Origin of the sequence: Myroides sp. DW712 (genome assembly GCF_046557355.1) — a bacterium.
Lineage (GTDB): Bacteria > Bacteroidota > Bacteroidia > Flavobacteriales > Flavobacteriaceae > Flavobacterium.
This window is the reverse complement of record NZ_JBKFDO010000011.1, coordinates 16,845-33,514: the sequence shown is the minus strand read 5'-3', so window position 1 is coordinate 33,514 and position 16,670 is coordinate 16,845. Positions and strand designations below refer to the sequence as shown.

At 36.7% G+C, this 16,670-nt stretch carries 17 protein-coding genes; 15 read left to right on the top strand and 2 right to left on the bottom strand.

Going from position 1 to position 16,670, the window contains the following annotated elements; translation table 11 throughout:
• Positions 1 to 14: 14 nt before the first annotated feature.
• Positions 15 to 1,490, top strand: coding sequence for a hypothetical protein (locus tag ACLJX0_RS10160; protein ID WP_410880155.1), 1,476 nt, complete (start codon positions 15 to 17; stop codon positions 1,488 to 1,490).
• A gap of 81 nt (positions 1,491 to 1,571) precedes the next feature.
• On the opposite strand, the gene ACLJX0_RS10155 is transcribed toward ACLJX0_RS10160, so the two are convergent.
• Positions 1,572 to 1,790 (bottom strand): putative signal transducing protein, encoded by a 219-nt coding sequence (locus ACLJX0_RS10155; RefSeq protein WP_410880153.1) that lies wholly within the window; start codon positions 1,788 to 1,790, stop codon positions 1,572 to 1,574.
• Positions 1,791 to 1,928: 138 nt separating this feature from the next.
• Here ACLJX0_RS10155 and ACLJX0_RS10150 point away from each other — a divergent pair, with 138 nt between their 5' ends.
• The 8 genes from ACLJX0_RS10150 (at position 1,929) to ACLJX0_RS10115 (ending at position 9,092) form a co-directional block, all read left to right on the top strand.
• Positions 1,929 to 2,951: a threonine aldolase family protein gene (locus ACLJX0_RS10150; protein WP_410880151.1), complete on the top strand. Its 1,023-nt coding sequence runs from the start codon at positions 1,929 to 1,931 to the stop codon at positions 2,949 to 2,951.
• 6 nt (positions 2,952 to 2,957) lie between these two features.
• Positions 2,958 to 3,815, top strand: a complete 858-nt coding sequence (locus ACLJX0_RS10145; RefSeq protein WP_410880149.1) for an HAD-IIB family hydrolase — start codon at positions 2,958 to 2,960, stop codon at positions 3,813 to 3,815.
• A gap of 128 nt (positions 3,816 to 3,943) precedes the next feature.
• On the top strand, positions 3,944 to 4,930 hold the full coding sequence (locus tag ACLJX0_RS10140; protein ID WP_410880147.1) for a fumarylacetoacetate hydrolase family protein: 987 nt from the start codon (positions 3,944 to 3,946) through the stop codon (positions 4,928 to 4,930).
• A gap of 738 nt (positions 4,931 to 5,668) precedes the next feature.
• Positions 5,669 to 6,250: a non-canonical purine NTP diphosphatase gene (locus ACLJX0_RS10135; protein WP_410880145.1), complete on the top strand. Its 582-nt coding sequence runs from the start codon at positions 5,669 to 5,671 to the stop codon at positions 6,248 to 6,250.
• Positions 6,251 to 6,508: 258 nt separating this feature from the next.
• Positions 6,509 to 7,096, top strand: a complete 588-nt coding sequence (gene def / locus ACLJX0_RS10130; protein ID WP_410880143.1) for a peptide deformylase — start codon at positions 6,509 to 6,511, stop codon at positions 7,094 to 7,096.
• A gap of 57 nt (positions 7,097 to 7,153) precedes the next feature.
• A complete protein-coding gene (locus ACLJX0_RS10125) occupies positions 7,154 to 7,567 on the top strand; it encodes a DUF5606 domain-containing protein (protein WP_410880141.1) in 414 nt (137 codons plus the stop codon).
• Positions 7,568 to 7,640: 73 nt separating this feature from the next.
• Positions 7,641 to 8,423 carry a nucleoside triphosphate pyrophosphohydrolase gene (mazG, locus tag ACLJX0_RS10120; protein ID WP_410880139.1) on the top strand — a complete coding sequence of 261 codons (783 nt, stop codon included), beginning with the start codon at positions 7,641 to 7,643 and terminating at the stop codon, positions 8,421 to 8,423.
• Between the two features lie 12 nt (positions 8,424 to 8,435).
• Positions 8,436 to 9,092, top strand: a complete 657-nt coding sequence (locus tag ACLJX0_RS10115) for a hypothetical protein (RefSeq protein WP_410880137.1) — start codon at positions 8,436 to 8,438, stop codon at positions 9,090 to 9,092.
• Between the two features lie 454 nt (positions 9,093 to 9,546).
• Here ACLJX0_RS10115 and ACLJX0_RS10110 read toward each other — a convergent pair whose 3' ends face one another.
• Positions 9,547 to 11,667: a TonB-dependent receptor domain-containing protein gene (locus ACLJX0_RS10110; protein WP_410880135.1), complete on the bottom strand. Its 2,121-nt coding sequence runs from the start codon at positions 11,665 to 11,667 to the stop codon at positions 9,547 to 9,549.
• Positions 11,668 to 11,958: 291 nt separating this feature from the next.
• Here ACLJX0_RS10110 and bcp point away from each other — a divergent pair, with 291 nt between their 5' ends.
• From bcp to ACLJX0_RS10080, 6 genes are all read left to right on the top strand, one after another.
• The gene (bcp, locus tag ACLJX0_RS10105) at positions 11,959 to 12,414 is read left to right on the top strand and encodes a thioredoxin-dependent thiol peroxidase (protein WP_410880133.1); all 456 of its coding nucleotides are present in this window, start codon (positions 11,959 to 11,961) and stop codon (positions 12,412 to 12,414) included.
• A gap of 45 nt (positions 12,415 to 12,459) precedes the next feature.
• A complete protein-coding gene (locus ACLJX0_RS10100) occupies positions 12,460 to 13,449 on the top strand; it encodes a DUF2157 domain-containing protein (protein ID WP_410880131.1) in 990 nt (329 codons plus the stop codon).
• Positions 13,439 to 14,542, top strand: a complete 1,104-nt coding sequence (locus ACLJX0_RS10095) for a DUF4401 domain-containing protein (RefSeq protein ID WP_410880129.1) — start codon at positions 13,439 to 13,441, stop codon at positions 14,540 to 14,542. The genes ACLJX0_RS10100 and ACLJX0_RS10095 overlap by 11 nt, the downstream gene beginning before the upstream one ends.
• The gene (locus ACLJX0_RS10090; RefSeq protein ID WP_410880127.1) at positions 14,532 to 15,038 is read left to right on the top strand and encodes a GDYXXLXY domain-containing protein; all 507 of its coding nucleotides are present in this window, start codon (positions 14,532 to 14,534) and stop codon (positions 15,036 to 15,038) included. The genes ACLJX0_RS10095 and ACLJX0_RS10090 overlap by 11 nt, the downstream gene beginning before the upstream one ends.
• Before the next feature lie 13 nt (positions 15,039 to 15,051).
• The gene (locus tag ACLJX0_RS10085; RefSeq protein ID WP_410880125.1) at positions 15,052 to 15,537 is read left to right on the top strand and encodes an META domain-containing protein; all 486 of its coding nucleotides are present in this window, start codon (positions 15,052 to 15,054) and stop codon (positions 15,535 to 15,537) included.
• 154 nt (positions 15,538 to 15,691) lie between these two features.
• Positions 15,692 to 16,153 carry a copper resistance protein NlpE gene (locus tag ACLJX0_RS10080; protein ID WP_410880123.1) on the top strand — a complete coding sequence of 154 codons (462 nt, stop codon included), beginning with the start codon at positions 15,692 to 15,694 and terminating at the stop codon, positions 16,151 to 16,153.
• Positions 16,154 to 16,670: the final 517 nt, after the last annotated feature.

The window sequence follows — 16,670 nt, the reverse complement described above, 5'->3', positions numbered from 1 at the left end:
ACAATAAGCAAAAAATGAAAAAGTATTATTATGTCGTGTTGGCTTGCTTTAGTTTACTTACTATACAAGCACAAAATACACGAAGTGGCTTCTATAATCTACCCTTAACTGAAGGAAATGGAACGCCGCCTCCAGGTATTGTGGAACAATCAGATACAGGTGGAAATTCACCTTCAGGTTATGAGCGTTATACCTCCGAAGGACTTGTCTTAACCAATAAAAGGGTGGCTCATAGCGCCTTTGCCATTGATAATTTGGAGATCGATTTAAGAGAAGGGGTGACGATAGAATTTGAATATGCCATGGCAACCTTAAATCAACCGGCGTATGGAAAAGGAGAAGGGATGGCGCTGTTTCTTTATGATGCCGAGGAAAGACTAGATTTAGGATATGGTTTTGAGGCTTTGGGGTACGCCTATAACGAAGCGAATGGGGTAATTGGAAGGAAATCAAGTCTGAAAGGCGCTTATTTGGCTGTAGGCTTTGATATTGGTGGAGGATTTAAAAATTTTTTTGAAACCAATGAACATAGACGAGAGGGAATTTCACCCGCTCGTTTCCAAGCTGCAGGGTATTATCAGAATGATTTCGGTCGATATCAACGAAACCACATCACGCTAAGAGGAGGACATGCCAACTATTATATAGCAGCAGGGTATAACGGAAACCCCGTGTTGTATACCAAGTACTTTGGAGGAGCTTCGGTGAGCGCTGGTGAACTATCTATGGCGAGTTTGGATTATCGCACAGGGGAGTATCATTTTGATCACAATACCGATGGAGACAGTTTTGATGTTGGAAATGGAGGTACACAAGCTAATCCAAACTTTCAAAAAATCATTGTAGAATTAGAACCCGCTAGTGATGGAGAGGCTTTATATATAACCGTAAAAGCTAAAGAAGACCGTAGTGAAATCACCCTCATTGATAAGTTTAAATATGAATCGTCTTTCAAGACCTATGATAAGGCGAATAATCTCTATGATTTTAGAGCACCGATTCCCGAACGAGTAAAAGTAGGGTTTACAGCATCAACGGGTAATTTTACCCAGCAAAAAACCATTATTCGAAACGTAAAAGTATCCATTCCCAACGCTCTAATTTTAGAGGATGTACAGGCTGATATGTGCGTTAGTGATTCAGGAGGAAGTAGAGGAGCCGAAATTACCATTCCGCTGTTTGAGGATCTTGACTTTTCGGTAAATGCAAGTTCATTTCAATTTGTCAATAGCAGTGGCAACGAAGTAGGGAGTTCCTATACGCAGTCGAATGTAGGTGAATGGAGCTATTCTTCAAGTAGAGAAGAAGTAACCTTAACCTTAGACAATGCGTATTTTGAGCCTGGAGATGTGGCTGAGGTACACTATGTGGTCGAAGCACGCGATGGAACGAAGTCACAACAGGCAACCCTTCGTGTTTCTGGTGTTTCCTGTGGTGCCGTTGCAAATCCGCAAATCCGCGTGAAAGATCAAAATCAAGCAACACCCTAACAAATAGAAAGAAAAGATAACGCAAGAGGCGCATCAATGGTGCGCCTCTTGTGTTTATGTCTTGATTGAATACTCACTGAATTATTCCTCTAAATTATTTGCTTTTAATAATGCCTCAACGCGTTCTACATCCTGTTCTTCTACAAAGACGTGAACCGCCTTACCTAAGGTACCATAACCTGCACTGCGTCCTGCTTCAATATCATCGCGAATGATATAGGCAATGTTGTGTTCTTCTAATAGGTTTCGAACAGCTAAAACCATGACTTCGCTTCCTGCGTATACTTTCTTGTGATCCATATCTTTTGATTTTTATTTAAAATTACACTTTTTAAACGAAACAAAGAAGAGCTCTTTCTTTTTTTTACTAAAGTTTTCCCTTGAATCATCGTATGTTGCAAGAGAAAGTCCTATTTTTACTTGACTAAAAACTGCGATATGTATAACCTAAAAATAGACTATGCAGAAGGTGCTCACCCTGCTATTTTAGATAAATTACTAGAAACCAATTTTATACAGCAAAATGGATATGGCCTAGATGAATATACCTTAGAAGCAAAATACTTGCTGCGTCAAAAACTCAATACGCCAACAGCGGAAATCCATTTTGTATCAGGAGGAACACAAGCCAATTTGTTGGTGATTTCTTCTTTATTGCGGCCATATGAAGCCGTGATTAGCGCGAATACGGGGCATATTTATGCCAATGAAACGGGGGCTATTGAAGCCACAGGGCACAAAGTAATTCCCATTGAAAGTAAGGATGGAAAATTAACAGCCAACCAAATTAAACAAACGGTAGCAGGATTTCAATTGCGCCCACACGTAGTTAAACCCAAAATGGTGTACATTTCCAATACAACAGAATACGGGACATTGTATACCGAAAGTGAATTGCAAGCGATAGCAGCGTATTGTAGGGCAGAAGGATTAATTCTCTTTATGGATGGCGCACGTCTAGGACATGCTTTAACAGCAGAAAACAACGACTTAAGTTTAGCGCGTATTGCCGAACTCGTAGATGTTTTTTATATCGGTGCCACAAAAAACGGAGCCTTATTTGGAGAAGCAATTGTGTTTCCAACTCCTCATTTAGCAGTGGATTTTGATTATAACCTCAAGCAAAAAGGAGCACTTTTAGCGAAAGGACGTGTTTTAGGAATTCAGTTCTTAGCGCTTTTTCAAGATGATTTATACTTCAAACTAGCCAAAGACGCCAATGATATGGCCATGAAATTAGCCCAAGCTTTTCAAGCTCAAGGACATGCTTTTTTAGTAGAACCTGCTAGTAATCAGATTTTCCCCATTTTACCAGTGACGCTTATTGAACGCTTGCAAGAGAAATTCGACTTTTATGTATGGAAACCGATTAATGCAGACTATGCAGCAGTTCGATTGATTACCTCTTGGACAACAGACGAATTGATGCTAGAGGTATTTATTGCAATGCTTAACGAATAAAGTCAAATGAAACATATTTTTATTTCCGATTTAGATGGAACTCTACTCCATAGTAAGGGAACACTCAGTAATACAAGTGAAAAAATACTGTGTGAGATTATAGAAACAACCCCACACCAATTCGGTTTTGCTACGGCAAGAGGACTGACTAGTACAGCCAAAGTTGTTCAACAAATCCCTTGGAATTTTCCCGTGATTCTCAACAATGGTGCTGTGATTTACGATTGGCAAACCCAGCGGGTTGTCAAGATTCAAGGGATGGAAGCCACCGCTGTACAGGAGGTATTGAAACTGGGGAAAGCAGAGGGAATATCACCTTTTATCTTTACGTTAAATGAATCGTTTGAGGAAGGAATCTTCTATCAAAGTAACCCCAGTAAAGGATTGAACTATTTTATGGACAAACGTCCCAATGATCCTCGATTTATGGAAGTGAGTCATTTGGCGGAACAACAAAAATCTTGGGAGACTCAAAGCCTCGTTTTGATGTTTATTGAGGAATATGAAACCTTAGTGCCGCTAAAGTTGTACATTCAAGAACATTTTGGTGCAGAACTTCAATGTTTGTTGATGCAAGATCAGTATATCCCCAATCAATTTGTATTGGAAGTCTCTAGTGCAAAGGCAACCAAGGAAAATGCAATTGCCTTTCTACAAGAACAGTACAGTATTCAAGCAGAAAACTTACACCTTTTTGGAGATAACATAAATGATCAAGGGATGTTGAGCTTACACGCTAATACCTATGCCGTGGGAAATGCCCATCCTCAAATTTTGGATATTGCTACCCATCGCATTCCAACGAATGATCAGGATGGTGTGGCAAAAACGATCAAACTCCTTGTTACTCAAGTGTTATCGTAGTAAAATATACTTCAAAGGGCAAACAAAACGAAATTATAGTATTCTCTATTTTTTTTATACCTTCGGCTTTTCTTTTTAGAATAGTAAGAAAAAGAGTAAACCAACAATAAAAACTAAAAATATAATTCATGAAATTAGCTAGTATCAACAATGGCACAAGAGATGGTCAATTAGTCGTTGTTTCAAAAGATTTGACAAAAGCAGTGGTAGTAAGTGAAATTGCAACAACCATGCAAGCAGCATTAGATCAATGGGCAACAAAAGAGACACTTTTAAAAGAAGTATATGACAACTTAAACGCAGGAAAACTATCTAATGTGATTGATTTTACAACAGCTGCAGTAATGGCACCGATTCCGAGAGCATACCACTGGGCAGATGGAAGTGCGTATGTAACCCATGTTGAATTAGTACGCAAAGCAAGAAATGCAGAATTACCAGAGTCATTCTGGACCGATCCATTGATGTATATGGGAGCTTCTGATGCGTTTATTGGTGCAACAGATGATATCGAAATCGAAAGTGAAGCATGGGGGATTGACTTCGAATCAGAAGTAGCGGTTATTACAGATGATGTTCCTCCAGGGGTAACTGCAGAGGAAGCCTTGAAACACATCAAGTTAATCACCATCTTAAATGATGTTTCTTTGAGAAACTTAATTCCAGCGGAATTAGGTAAACAATTTGGTTTCTATCAGTCTAAACCATGGACAGCATTTGCACCTGTAGTTGTTACACCGGATGAATTAGAAGGGGTATGGAAAGACGGAAAAGTACACTTGCCTTTACACTCTACGTTAAACGGCGTATTAGTGGGATCTCCAAATGCAGGAATCGATATGACGTTTAATTTCGGACAACTAGTAGCTCATGCAGCAAAAACACGTTCGTTAATGGCGGGAACCGTAATCGGATCCGGAACTGTAGCCAACCAAGGAAGCCCTACAGGATCAAGCTGTTTAGCTGAGGTTCGTTGTTTAGAGACAATTAAAGACGGAAAACCAACTACACCATTCATGCAGTTCGGGGATCGTATCGAAATTGAAATGATGGACAAAGAAGGAAAAAGCATCTTTGGAAGAATTAACCAAGTGGTGAAAGAATATAAGAAATAGTGAAGGGGTGATGCTTGGATGCGTACTTAAGATAATTCCAACAAAAAAGCAAAAACCAACCCACAAAAAACAAGTTATCTAAAAAAAGGTTTGATCTATTGCAGATTAAACCTTTTTTTATTCACGTACTAGAATAAAAAAAGAACAAACTCATTACAAGTTTGTTCTTCTCATTCACCTTATCAATTACTAACCTAGTAAAAGAAATTATTGTTCTAAGATATAAGCGATTCTAATAAAATTTTAACTCAACCATTTTATATCAAAAAAAGAATACTTACACCGTAGCATAGAACATTGTTGTTTCCTTTCACAAGTTTTAACCTACTACAATAGTACACTTTAATAGGAATGAAAAAGAAAAAAAACAACCCAAACGGGTAAAAGTGGGGCCTCAAACGTGAAAACTGGAAACTCAATTGACAAGACTTTACTCGCCTTGTGAAACGGGAGATAGAGGAGGTTTGTTCTTGTTTTCTTCGACACTTCTTCGAGAATGCTTCGAGAATACTAGGAAAATATCACTTTCTATTGAAGGAAGGTTGAAGAGAGGTTGAAGAGAGGTCAAAGTACTTCCATTGTAGTTTTATTGTTTGCTGTAGATTGTGGCTTGGTGAGTTGGAATGTATCAATCGTCATAAAAAAACTGCATTTTACCTAATCATTTTGTAATTTTGAGACCGTGAATTAAATGGTGTAAAGAACAAATCGCACAAACTACAAAAACCAAACAAAAAAATGAAACTCATATTTGCCTCAAACAACAAGAATAAAATTAAAGAAATTAAAAATCAAGTACCAGATTCAATCGAAATACTGAGTTTAGAAGACATTGGTTGTATGGTAGATATACCTGAAACAGCAGATACCATTGAAGGAAATGCTTTATTAAAAGCAGATTACATCAAAAGACACTATGGTTTCAACTGTTTTGCAGATGATTCAGGATTAGAAGTAGACGCCTTAAATGGAGCACCTGGAGTATATTCTGCTCGATATGCTGGAGAGGATAAAAATGACCAAGCCAATAATGCCAAATTGTTGCGTGAATTAGAAGGTAAATCAGATAGGAAAGCGAATTTCAAGACCGTTATTGCCTTGCATTACAACGGAGTACAACACCTGTTTACAGGAATTGTCGAAGGAGAAATTTTGAAAGAAGAACAAGGAGAAGGAGGCTTTGGTTATGATCCCTTATTCCAGGCAACAGGAATGACCAAATCGTTTGCGCAATTGACCCTAGAAGAAAAAAATGCGGTAAGTCACAGAGGAAGAGCAGTAAGTCAACTGGTTGAATTCTTAAAAGACAAAGAAGAATAAAGAAGAAGATCAAAATAACTCTCCTTTCTTTATAGGTAAAAAAGACTGAAAGTGAAATTTATTCCTTTAAGAAATTAGTAATCAGTAAACTAATCATTTGATTGTGAAAAATAGTGAGGGAATTTTACTTTCAAATGCTTAAAAATAAAGAATAAAGGCAAAAAGTTAAATCGAAAAAAGTTTTGTAGTCTGCTAGAATACTATAAATTTGACTAATTTTGCAAGCGTTTAAATAAATAAAGTTACAAAAGAACAACTATGATACTATCTATTGTTGGTTATGGAGATCCTGTTTTGCGTAAAGTAGGAGAGAACATAACAAAAGATTATCCCAATTTAGATGAATTAATTGCTAATATGTACGATACTATGTATTCGGCTAGTGGAGTAGGATTAGCAGCTCCTCAAGTAGGATTGCCAATTCGTCTATTCGTAGTTGATTGTGCACCTTTTGCTGATATTGAAGATAATACACCTGAAGAAAAAGAATTTTTAAGTCAGTATAAACGAACGTTTATCAATGCTAAAATTATAAAAGAAGAAGGAGAAGAATGGGCATTCAACGAAGGGTGCTTGAGTATTCCAGATGTACACGAATTAGTGGTGCGAAAAGAACAAATTACCATCGAATACTGCGATGAGAATTTCACCAAATACACCGAAACAATCAATGGTTTAGCTGCTCGTGTGATTCAGCACGAATATGATCATATTGAGGGAATTCTGTTTACGGATAAATTATCAAGCCTAAAAAAGAAATTAATTGCCAAGCGATTAAAGAATATTATGGAAGGTAAAGTGTTTACAGATTATAAAATGAAATTTGCTACTAAAAAAGGTAGATAAAAAATTGGAAATTAAGAAGTAATTAAGATATTTGTTACAAAAGAAAAATTTTAGAAAATGAGTTTAGAAAAAGTATTAGCTATTTCTGGTAAACCAGGATTATTCGAGTTAATTGTTCAAACACGCACAGGATTTATCGCAGAATCATTAGCTGACGGGAAAAGAAGCACAGTAGGATTGAAAAACAATGTTAGTTTATTATCTGAAATCTCAATATATACGCACGAAGGAGAAATTAAACTTTTTGACGTATTCAAAAATATCGCGACAAAAGAGAATAATGGAGAGGCAATTTCACACAAAGTTTCTGATCCAGAATTAGTAGCTTATTTCCAAGAAGTATTGCCTACATATGATGCAGAGCGTGTATACAATTCTGATATTAAAAAGGTAATCAACTGGTATAATATCGTACAAAAAAGAGGATTAATTCAAGAGGCTTTCCAAGAAGCGGTTGAAGAAAATAAATAAGAAAAAAGAATAGATAAAAAGCTCGTTGTACAACGAGCTTTTTTTATTTTTACAGGAATTAATACAAGTTGCTATGCATACACAACAAGAAAAATTAGAAGCTGTTGGGCGTTTGTTAACCATTATGGATGAGTTACGCGTGCAATGCCCTTGGGATAAAAAACAAACGTTTGAATCGCTGCGTTCCTTGACTATTGAGGAAGTTTATGAGTTAGCGGATAGCATCTCTACAGCCGATACCAAAGAAATGCAAGGGGAGTTGGGGGATTTGCTGATGCATATTGTCTTTTATGCTAAAATAGGAAGTGAACAAGGCTTATTTGATGTTAAAACAATAGCCGATGGTATTTGTGAGAAACTAATCTATAGACACCCTCATATTTATGGAGATACAAAAGTAGCCAACGAACAAGAAGTACTGCAAAATTGGGAGCAACTCAAACTAAAAGCAGGACGAAAATCTGTGCTTGAGGGGGTACCTACTAGTTTACCTGCTATTATCAAAGCCTTGCGTATGCAAGAAAAAGCAAGTGGTATTGGTTTTGATTGGAGTGATAAAGCAGAGGTTTGGGCTAAGGTTGAAGAAGAAATTCAAGAGTTTAAAGTAGAAGAGAAAGTCGGTAATAAAGCTTTGATGGAAAAGGAATTTGGCGATATTCTTTTTTCTTTGGTTAATTATGCGCGTTTTGTCGGAATTGATCCCGAACATGCACTAAGTCAAACCAATCATAAGTTTTTAACGCGTTTTCAACTCATGGAAGAACTCATCCAAGCAGAAGATAAGGCCCTAGCTGAAATGAATCTGGAACAAATGGATGTGTATTGGGAACAAGCGAAGAAATTAATCCAAAAATAAAAAGAATATCCCATGAAAAAGGTAAATCTATGGCGCAAAACCATACTAGCTATGGTTTTTATTCTGTGTACGTCTATGAGCTATGGTCAGCGTATTCAACAAGATGTTTTTAATAATCTCGTGTATCAATCCGATCACTACCAGGCGAAGTTGAAGAAAAATATCTTTGACGATTTGACCTTTTCAGATTCAAATAACAATATCATAACCTTTAATAAGGCGTATCTGGAAAAGAAAATGGGGGTAAATTACAACGAAGCCGATACTAAATCCATGTTTTTTCAGGATTTAGTGCTAGATTATATGCAAATTAGGGGATATGAAGCATCGTACAAAGTAGATATTTTTGGAACATTAACTCTAACGGATAATCAAGGTAAAACGCTCACTGCAAAAGAAGATATCTTCGGTCATAGACAAATTAAACATGAGCATGGGAAAAAATCATTTGATATTCAAACGACCTCAACTGGTGAGCTAAGCTATAAGGCAACCAATCAGTCCGCAACCTTAGCAAAAGATAGCGATGGAACTAGAACGTATACAGATAGTAATGATACAAAAATAGTGATGACTAAAAGCCTTTGGGAACGCTTAATAAAGAAGCATCAGACAGAAAGTAACCTGTTTATATTTTTAATCGAACAATTTCTACTATCAAGCGAGTAGCTTTTTTGTTAATTATTACTTGGTTTTGAATATAATTTATTTAGATTTTGTTAAAGTAAAAGGTATATTCGTATTTGATTCGGCTTGTTTGGAAAATTTTATAAAAATATTTTAAGGTTTTGACAATCAAATTATTTGAACTACTTTGCATCCACAATAAAACAAAAAAGTCCCCCACTTTTAAGAAGACGTCTTCATCGAAGAATTTTAAGAAATCTTAAAAGTAAACACTACAAAACGTAAAAATCAAATTTAGACAAGTAGCCTCGTCTCAATTTTATGGTAAAAAAAAGCCAACGCAAAGCGTTGGCTTTTTAGTTTACGGTTAACGGTTTACGGCCTCACCCAAGCTCAACCACCTATTTTCGGCTTTTTTGTTTTTTTGTTGGTTGCTTTTTTGAGGGTGATGAGTGATCTCACCCAATCTCACCACTCACGTATTACGCATCACCATTTACCACTTATAATTAAAAGAAAGGGTCACAATACGACTATCTAAATCGTACTTCTGTTTTACTTTAGAATCAAAGTTAGTCCCCACGATTGTAAAGTCGTTGGTTTTCAATACATCCGTTAAGGCTAGTTTAATGCTTCCTTTGTCTTTCCATACACTTTTGGAAGCTCCAAGGGATAAATCAAAATAGGCTTCTCGTTTATATAAACCAATATTCGATTTTGAGAAGTATTGCGCATTGATTTCCGCTTTGATTCCCTTAGAAAAGGTAAAACTATTTTGTGCATTTAAGGTATAGGCCACCTGTTTACTGTCAATGGTTGTTTCTTGATATTCCCCTTTGTACTGGTTGTTGAATAAGTTGAACATTGTGCTCATGGTCCAAAAATCAGTGGGATTTACTGTAGCTGTTACTGTTGCACCATAATGATAGGATTTGCTTAAATTTTCCAAGGTCTTCACCATAATCGTCTGATCTTGCTCGTAGCTATAAACTTGTGTCATCACGTCTTGGGTTTGACTAAAGTAAAGCGTGGCAATCAAATAGTTACTCCAGCTGTAGCCTACTTCGGTTGCATGGGTAATCTCAGGTTTTAATTTAACATTTCCCTGCCAATAGTTGAAAGGGTCGTTGTAAAAACGAAAAGGATTCAAGTCAAAATGACTGGGTCTATTGATACGTTTACTATAGGAAGCATAGTAACTATGGGCCTGATCAGTCTCATACTTAATGGAAGCACTAGGAAATAGCTTGTTGTAATCTGTTTGGTGTCTTTCGTCCGTTGTTTTTTGATGAATATTGCGATCTGTATATTCGTTGCGCAATCCCAACTGAAATTGCCAATGCCCTATATTCGCTTTGTAATTGGCATAAGCTGCGTGTATATCCTCTTTATAATCGTAGTGATTGGTTGTTTCTGGATCAATAATCCATTGGTTGTTTTCTTCTATCTCATATACAGAAGGGTTATCGTTGGATTTTATCGTCGATTTCCAACCTATTTCAAGGGTGTGATTTTCTTTTAAGGGAATAGTAAAGTCTAGCTTTCCATTGAAAACACGTAAAGTAGAGGGGATTTTTCCTCTTCGATCAGCATAGGCTTCTGCGGTTTCCAGTAAGGTTTCTTGGATTTGGGATTGCAGGGAGCGAAATTTCGATTCCTCGTATTCTAAGTCAAAATCTAAACGAGTACCTTCATCCGAGAACTGATGCGCTCCATGCACACTATAGGTATAATCATACCAATGCTCGCGGTTGTAATTATCCGTTGCAATGGAGGAAGATAAGATGGAACTAGGGGAGTAAACCTGACTAATCCCTTGGGATTTATTCTCATAACGACCAATTTTAGCATCAACTAAAAAGCCAAGAGAAGTCTTTGCGTTAAACTGATAGTCGGTTCCAATTTTAAAATTATTGGATGTCAAGGGTTCACTTGTTTTATAGCGTTGATACGTATGTCGTATTGGAGTAAGAGGAGCTGCAGCATCAAAAAAATCTTGTTCAAAGGTTTTGCGTTCTTCTTCTCCTCTAAAAGTATAGCTGTAATCTCCAAAGAAACTCCAACCTTTTCGGTTGTAGTTAATCGTCATTCCAGAATTCATGCGATTTTTCCTGCCACGTCCTGCACTGCTGTATACACTGCCATTTAATCCTTCTAGCGCACTTTTCTTCAAGACAATATTGATAATACCGGCATTACCTGTTGCATCATATTTAGCCGAAGGATTGGCAATAATTTCTATATTTTTAACGGCTGCTGAATTTGTAGAACGCAGTAAATTCGCCAACTCTTTGGAAGATAAGGAACTCAATTTACCATTAATCATGACACTGACTCCTTTCTTTCCGCGTAGGGATAATTCACCCTCTTGAGAAACAACTACACCCGGTGCACGCCCGAGAACTTCTAATACGGTACTTCCTTCAGATAAGGTACTGTTTTCAACACTAAATACCATTTTATCAGCCTTTTGCTGAAATATGGGCTTGTTTACACGGATTACAACTTCGCCAAGATCGGTTGACATGACTTGATATAGGCTGTCCAGCTGGGCTTCTGTTTGCCCTAGTATAGGTAAACTAGAACAAAACAAGAGAACAAGATAGATGCGATTCATAGGTATATGAGAATAAAGTAAAAGTCAAACTAACGCTATGTTATTTAGACTTATTAAAAATAATTTCAATAGTCGCAAATATAGAATTATTTAGAATCATTTTAAGTAAATTGTTGTTTTTTTTATAAGTGGTTGATTATCATGAATAGATGATGGCCAGTGAATCAAATAAGGAAAAACTTTCTTGAAAATAGAGGGAAAAATGAAAGATAAAAGAGAAGAGCAGGTCGAAAATGAGGCGTCTAACTAAAAAAAAAGTACTTTTACTATTCACAATAAAGAAGAAAAATTATGACACATTTAAAAGTTGGTGAGCAAGCACCAAATTTTGTTGGTATAGATCAAGCAGGAGTAAAACATCAATTAAGTGACTATAAAGGGAAGAAATTAGTGGTTTTCTTTTACCCGAAAGCAAGTACGCCTGGTTGTACGGCCGAGGTATGTAATTTGAGAGACAACTACCAAGAACTGAAGAAGCAAGGCTACGAATTACTTGGTGTAAGTGCCGATTCTGCGGAAAGACAACAAAAGTTTATCGATAAAAATAGGTTGCCCTTTCCTTTGTTAGCGGATGAAAATAAAGAAGTACTACACGCTTTTGGCGTATGGGGGCCTAAAAAATTCATGGGAAGAACGTATGATGGAATTCACCGTATGACTTTTGTAATCAATGAGGAAGGAGTACTGAGTCAAATTATTGAGAAGGTGAAAACCAAAGATCATGCGGCTCAAATTTTAGCATCGTAGCGTAACGAGCGGGGCATATGAACGCGCTTGGGTAATAAATTGAATATGAAAGAAAAAGAAAAGAAAATTACAAAGCATGATTTGTTCTTACTTCAAGAACATTCATCTATTGATCATGCTTATTTTAAACGGCTATACCTCCAATATGGAGTAGCTTCGGAACAACAGTGGAAGGAGTTCGGTTATTACGCCTTATTGGTTTGTGGAATAGGATTCCTTTTAAGTGGTATTGGGTTCTTTTTTGCCTTTAATTGGGATCAGATGTCTGTCTGGATCAAATTCTCTATTGTGGGGCTGGGAATTGTAGTCAGTGCCTATGGAGCAATGAGTTCCCGAGTAAAGGAAGGAATCAATACGATTAGTTTACTTGCTACCTCCATTTTGATTGGGGTATTGCTCGCGGTTTTTGGACAAACGTATCAAACTGGAGCCAATGCGTATGACTTGTTTCTTACCTGGTTGATTGTTGTTACGCCCTTAACATTGGTGAGTCAGTCCACGTATCAATGGTTGTTTTTTAGCATACTGGCTAATACAACGCTGATATTAGCTTTGGTACAAGTACTAGAAGTAGCGTCTGTTTTTTTGGGTATTATTTATTTAATCTCAACAAATCTCCTGCTACTGCTCCTGCCACAGCTTCGATTCGTACACCCTAATTTTGAATTGGGAAATCTATACAAACAAATTCAAAGTATTGCTGTTTATGTACTGGCTACAGCAGGATTCGGTTTTTGGGTCTTTAGTAAAGAAACCAATTACAGTCCAAACGAGTTACAAGGGGCGCTTTGGAATTTTATACTCGCTATAGTATTGATTGGTGGTGGAGTTGCATTAGGATGGAGACAGAAACAAATTTACTTGTTTTCTTATGCCTTAATTGCAGCTGTAAGCTGTGGATTAATGATTTGGATGAAACTGTTTGAGGATACAGCCGAAGGGCTATTGGTCTATATGTTGTACGCCTTAGGGGGAATCTTTTTTATCATAAAACTAGTGTCGAACAAATCTAAAGCGTGGAAGGATGAAAACTAATTTGTGGAAAGACTTGTTGCTGGACGTCCAACAACAGGGGGTGGTCATAGAGGATCAATTAGCAGGTCGCATACAGGAAGAAAACGCGATTAAATACGTTTTCTTGAAGGTTGTAGCTATTCTAGGAAGTTTATTAGCGATGGGTTTTTTCTTTGGTTTCTTATTTCTGACCATCGGAGATTCCTTAGGCTATATGAGTTTTTTCCTTTTTGGCATACTACTTTATGCTCTGAGCTTTCTGGGAAATAAAAAGACCGAACCTGCTTTGAGAGATGGGGTATTTGTGGCTACGTATATAAGTGCTGTAGTTTGTTTACTAGCGGCTTGTATCGATTTTCAATGGAGCGAAAGAAATAATCTACTGTGTCTTATTCTTTTGAGTATCCTGGGGTTCTTTTTGTTTAAAAGTAAAATCATTCAATTCTTGTCCGTTATAGGCCTATACTATGGTTTGGTGTATTACTTGAGTTTGATTCATTGGGGATATGCTACACTGGTGCTATTTTGGTTGGTTTTTGTTGGAATTTACGTGCTGTTTAGCAACGAAGTAACCCTCAAAACAACGAGCAAATTCTGGTCACAGAAATATAGCGCGGTGCTACATGCTTGCTTTTTTATTCTTTTTGTAGAACTGATTCAAGATAATATCTCCTTACTTGATCCTACCAATTGGCTGAATCACTCCAGGTATTTTGATTATAACCAACTGGGACATCGTTTTTACTTAGGTTTTGCGGCTCTAGTGTTAGTTGCCTTGACCTATTTAACAAGTAAACAACTAGAATTAAAAATACGCATTAAAAATAGAACGCTCTGGATAGGAATAAGTAGTTTGTTTATTTTAGGAATGGCCTTTTTTATGTACGGATTTGGAATTCCTTTAGTAGTTAGCCTCTTTCTATGTGTATGGTCGTATCAGTTTCGCTTTCACAAAGGAATAATACTGGCTATTTTTACACTACTTTTATCGCTAGTAGCCTATTATTACTATTTGAGTGTGAGTTTGTTAGTTAAGTCTTTAATCCTAATGGGCGTTGGGCTTTTCTTTTTGGGACTTTTTGTAATATATAATCAGTGGAATCGTGAAAAATAGAAGAAATAATATTCTTGCAGCTACTTTAGTGCTATTTGCACTGTTTTTTATTCGTGCGGTGCTGCAAAAAGAAGAAACTATAAAAGAAGGTAAACTCATTTTGCTCCCGTTGGCACCAGTTGATCCGCGATCACTCATCCAAGGGGATTATATGCGATTGAATTACGCAATTAATACAGACTTGCGCAATAGTACAATAAAGAAAGAAGACCTGCACAAACGCGGGTACATCCTCTTAAGCCTCGATGCACAAAATAGAGGAACTTTTAAAGGGATTAGTCCAGATTTACCTGCTGTAGATGGAGATGATGTCGTTGCGGTGAAGTACTTTAATTGGGATGGGTTTGACCTTTCTGTTGGGGCAGAAAGTTATTTCTTTCAAGAAGGTAAAGATACCCTCTATGAGCAAGCCAAATTCGGCGGCCTTCGCATCGATTCAAAAGGCAACAGCGTTTTAGTAGGATTATATACGGAAAATTTAGAACAAATTGAATAACGAATAGACAGAAATGAATAAAGTAATTGGAATTTTAGGAATAGCTGCTGCTATTTTTGTTGTTGGATGTAAAAGCCAAGCGATGCAAAAAGAAAGCAGTACTATAAATCATAAACAAGCGGTGAATTCTCCTTCCATAGCGGGCGCGTGGGAGTTAACAGCAATCAAAACCGAAACAATTACCAACCAAACGGTACATGATTTATTTCCAGACAAGTTGCCTTTTTTGATTGTTGATTTGAATGAAATGACGGTTTTTGGAGAGGATGGGTGCAATCGCTATAAAGGAACTATTCAAGCAAAGGATGCATCGACCTTAACTTTAAAAGCGGGTATTTCCTCGTTTAAAACTCCTTGTGAAAAGGTAGAAGATCAAGCTTATCGAATGGCATTTTGGAAGGCAAATAGCTATCAAATTAACGGAGATGAACTGATTTTAAATGATGCAGATCATCTGGTTGAATTGAAATACAAGAGAATAGCCAATCGATACGAATAGGTAAAACGCTTGGTTTTTTGTCTCCATCCGTCTTAAAATAAAGAATAGATCAATGTAGATTGTTAGCAAAATTTATCGCTCTATTTTTAGAGGGCGAGCAGTATAAGTATTAAAAATTAGTCGTAAATTTGATTTATAATAACAAAAAAATAAAATGAAAAGAACGTATTTTACAGTAGTAACAGTTGCAGCAATGAGTGTTTTAACACTTGTAAGCTGTAAGAACGAAGGAAAAGAAACCAAAGAACCAACGGCAGTTGAAGAAGTGATTCCAACTGAAACAATGGGCGACAATTCTAAAACTTCATTAGATTGGGCAGGAACTTATTCAGGAACTATTCCGTGTGCTGATTGCCCTGGTATCCATGAAACAATCGAAATTAAGGAAGATGGTACGTATAAGTTAGTAGACCACTACCAAGAAAGAAAAGACGGACATTTCGAAGAAGAAGGGAAGTACGAATGGGATACTACAGGTAGCAAAATCATTCTTACATTGAAAGATGGAAGTACAAAACAACTAGCAGTTCACGAAGGAAGTTTGTTAGTTTTAGATATCGAGGGGAATGTAATTACAGGAGATTTAGCTGAAAATTACCGTTTGAAAAAACAATAAAAAAGTTTAGATAGCATAACAAAAGGGGGGCAAGAATTCATATTCTTGCCCCCCTTTTGTTATGCTATATTGGCTAGAATAGATGGAAAGAAAGAGCTGTTTTTAAAGTGTATTAAGGGGGTAATAGTAATGCAAAAGTGCGTACAGTTTTCTAATAAATCAACGATTAGAATAAGGTGTAAAAACGAAAGAATAAAAGGATAAAAAAGAGAATTTAATACGAAGAAAAAAGAAAAGTAGGGAGGATTCATCGCTCTTTTTTCTGTCTATTTAGTCAAAAAAAGAGAGTCTATTGAAGGTGAAAATAGTGTCGAAAAAAGAAGAAGTACACGGTTTAGGCTGGCAAGAAGAAGTAGGGGAATAATAAAAAAAAAGATGCTAAAAGGAGGAAAATCGGAATTTATATTTGATTCTTTTATCAGAGATTGAGATATGGTTTTTAAATATGTAACATATTCCTTGTGCTGTAAGAAAATGTGAGAAAGCAAAGCGGTAAATATACTATTTTATGGGTTTG

Coding starts and splice junctions, on each gene's coding strand:
- ACLJX0_RS10160 (WP_410880155.1), top strand. CDS start 15: ATGAAAAAGTATTATTATGTCGTGTTGGCTTGCTTTAGTTTACTTACT.
- ACLJX0_RS10155 (WP_410880153.1), bottom strand. CDS start 1,790: ATGGATCACAAGAAAGTATACGCAGGAAGCGAAGTCATGGTTTTAGCT.
- ACLJX0_RS10150 (WP_410880151.1), top strand. CDS start 1,929: ATGTATAACCTAAAAATAGACTATGCAGAAGGTGCTCACCCTGCTATT.
- ACLJX0_RS10145 (WP_410880149.1), top strand. CDS start 2,958: ATGAAACATATTTTTATTTCCGATTTAGATGGAACTCTACTCCATAGT.
- ACLJX0_RS10140 (WP_410880147.1), top strand. CDS start 3,944: ATGAAATTAGCTAGTATCAACAATGGCACAAGAGATGGTCAATTAGTC.
- ACLJX0_RS10135 (WP_410880145.1), top strand. CDS start 5,669: ATGAAACTCATATTTGCCTCAAACAACAAGAATAAAATTAAAGAAATT.
- def (WP_410880143.1), top strand. CDS start 6,509: ATGATACTATCTATTGTTGGTTATGGAGATCCTGTTTTGCGTAAAGTA.
- ACLJX0_RS10125 (WP_410880141.1), top strand. CDS start 7,154: ATGAGTTTAGAAAAAGTATTAGCTATTTCTGGTAAACCAGGATTATTC.
- mazG (WP_410880139.1), top strand. CDS start 7,641: ATGCATACACAACAAGAAAAATTAGAAGCTGTTGGGCGTTTGTTAACC.
- ACLJX0_RS10115 (WP_410880137.1), top strand. CDS start 8,436: ATGAAAAAGGTAAATCTATGGCGCAAAACCATACTAGCTATGGTTTTT.
- ACLJX0_RS10110 (WP_410880135.1), bottom strand. CDS start 11,667: ATGAATCGCATCTATCTTGTTCTCTTGTTTTGTTCTAGTTTACCTATA.
- bcp (WP_410880133.1), top strand. CDS start 11,959: ATGACACATTTAAAAGTTGGTGAGCAAGCACCAAATTTTGTTGGTATA.
- ACLJX0_RS10100 (WP_410880131.1), top strand. CDS start 12,460: ATGAAAGAAAAAGAAAAGAAAATTACAAAGCATGATTTGTTCTTACTT.
- ACLJX0_RS10095 (WP_410880129.1), top strand. CDS start 13,439: ATGAAAACTAATTTGTGGAAAGACTTGTTGCTGGACGTCCAACAACAG.
- ACLJX0_RS10085 (WP_410880125.1), top strand. CDS start 15,052: ATGAATAAAGTAATTGGAATTTTAGGAATAGCTGCTGCTATTTTTGTT.
- ACLJX0_RS10080 (WP_410880123.1), top strand. CDS start 15,692: ATGAAAAGAACGTATTTTACAGTAGTAACAGTTGCAGCAATGAGTGTT.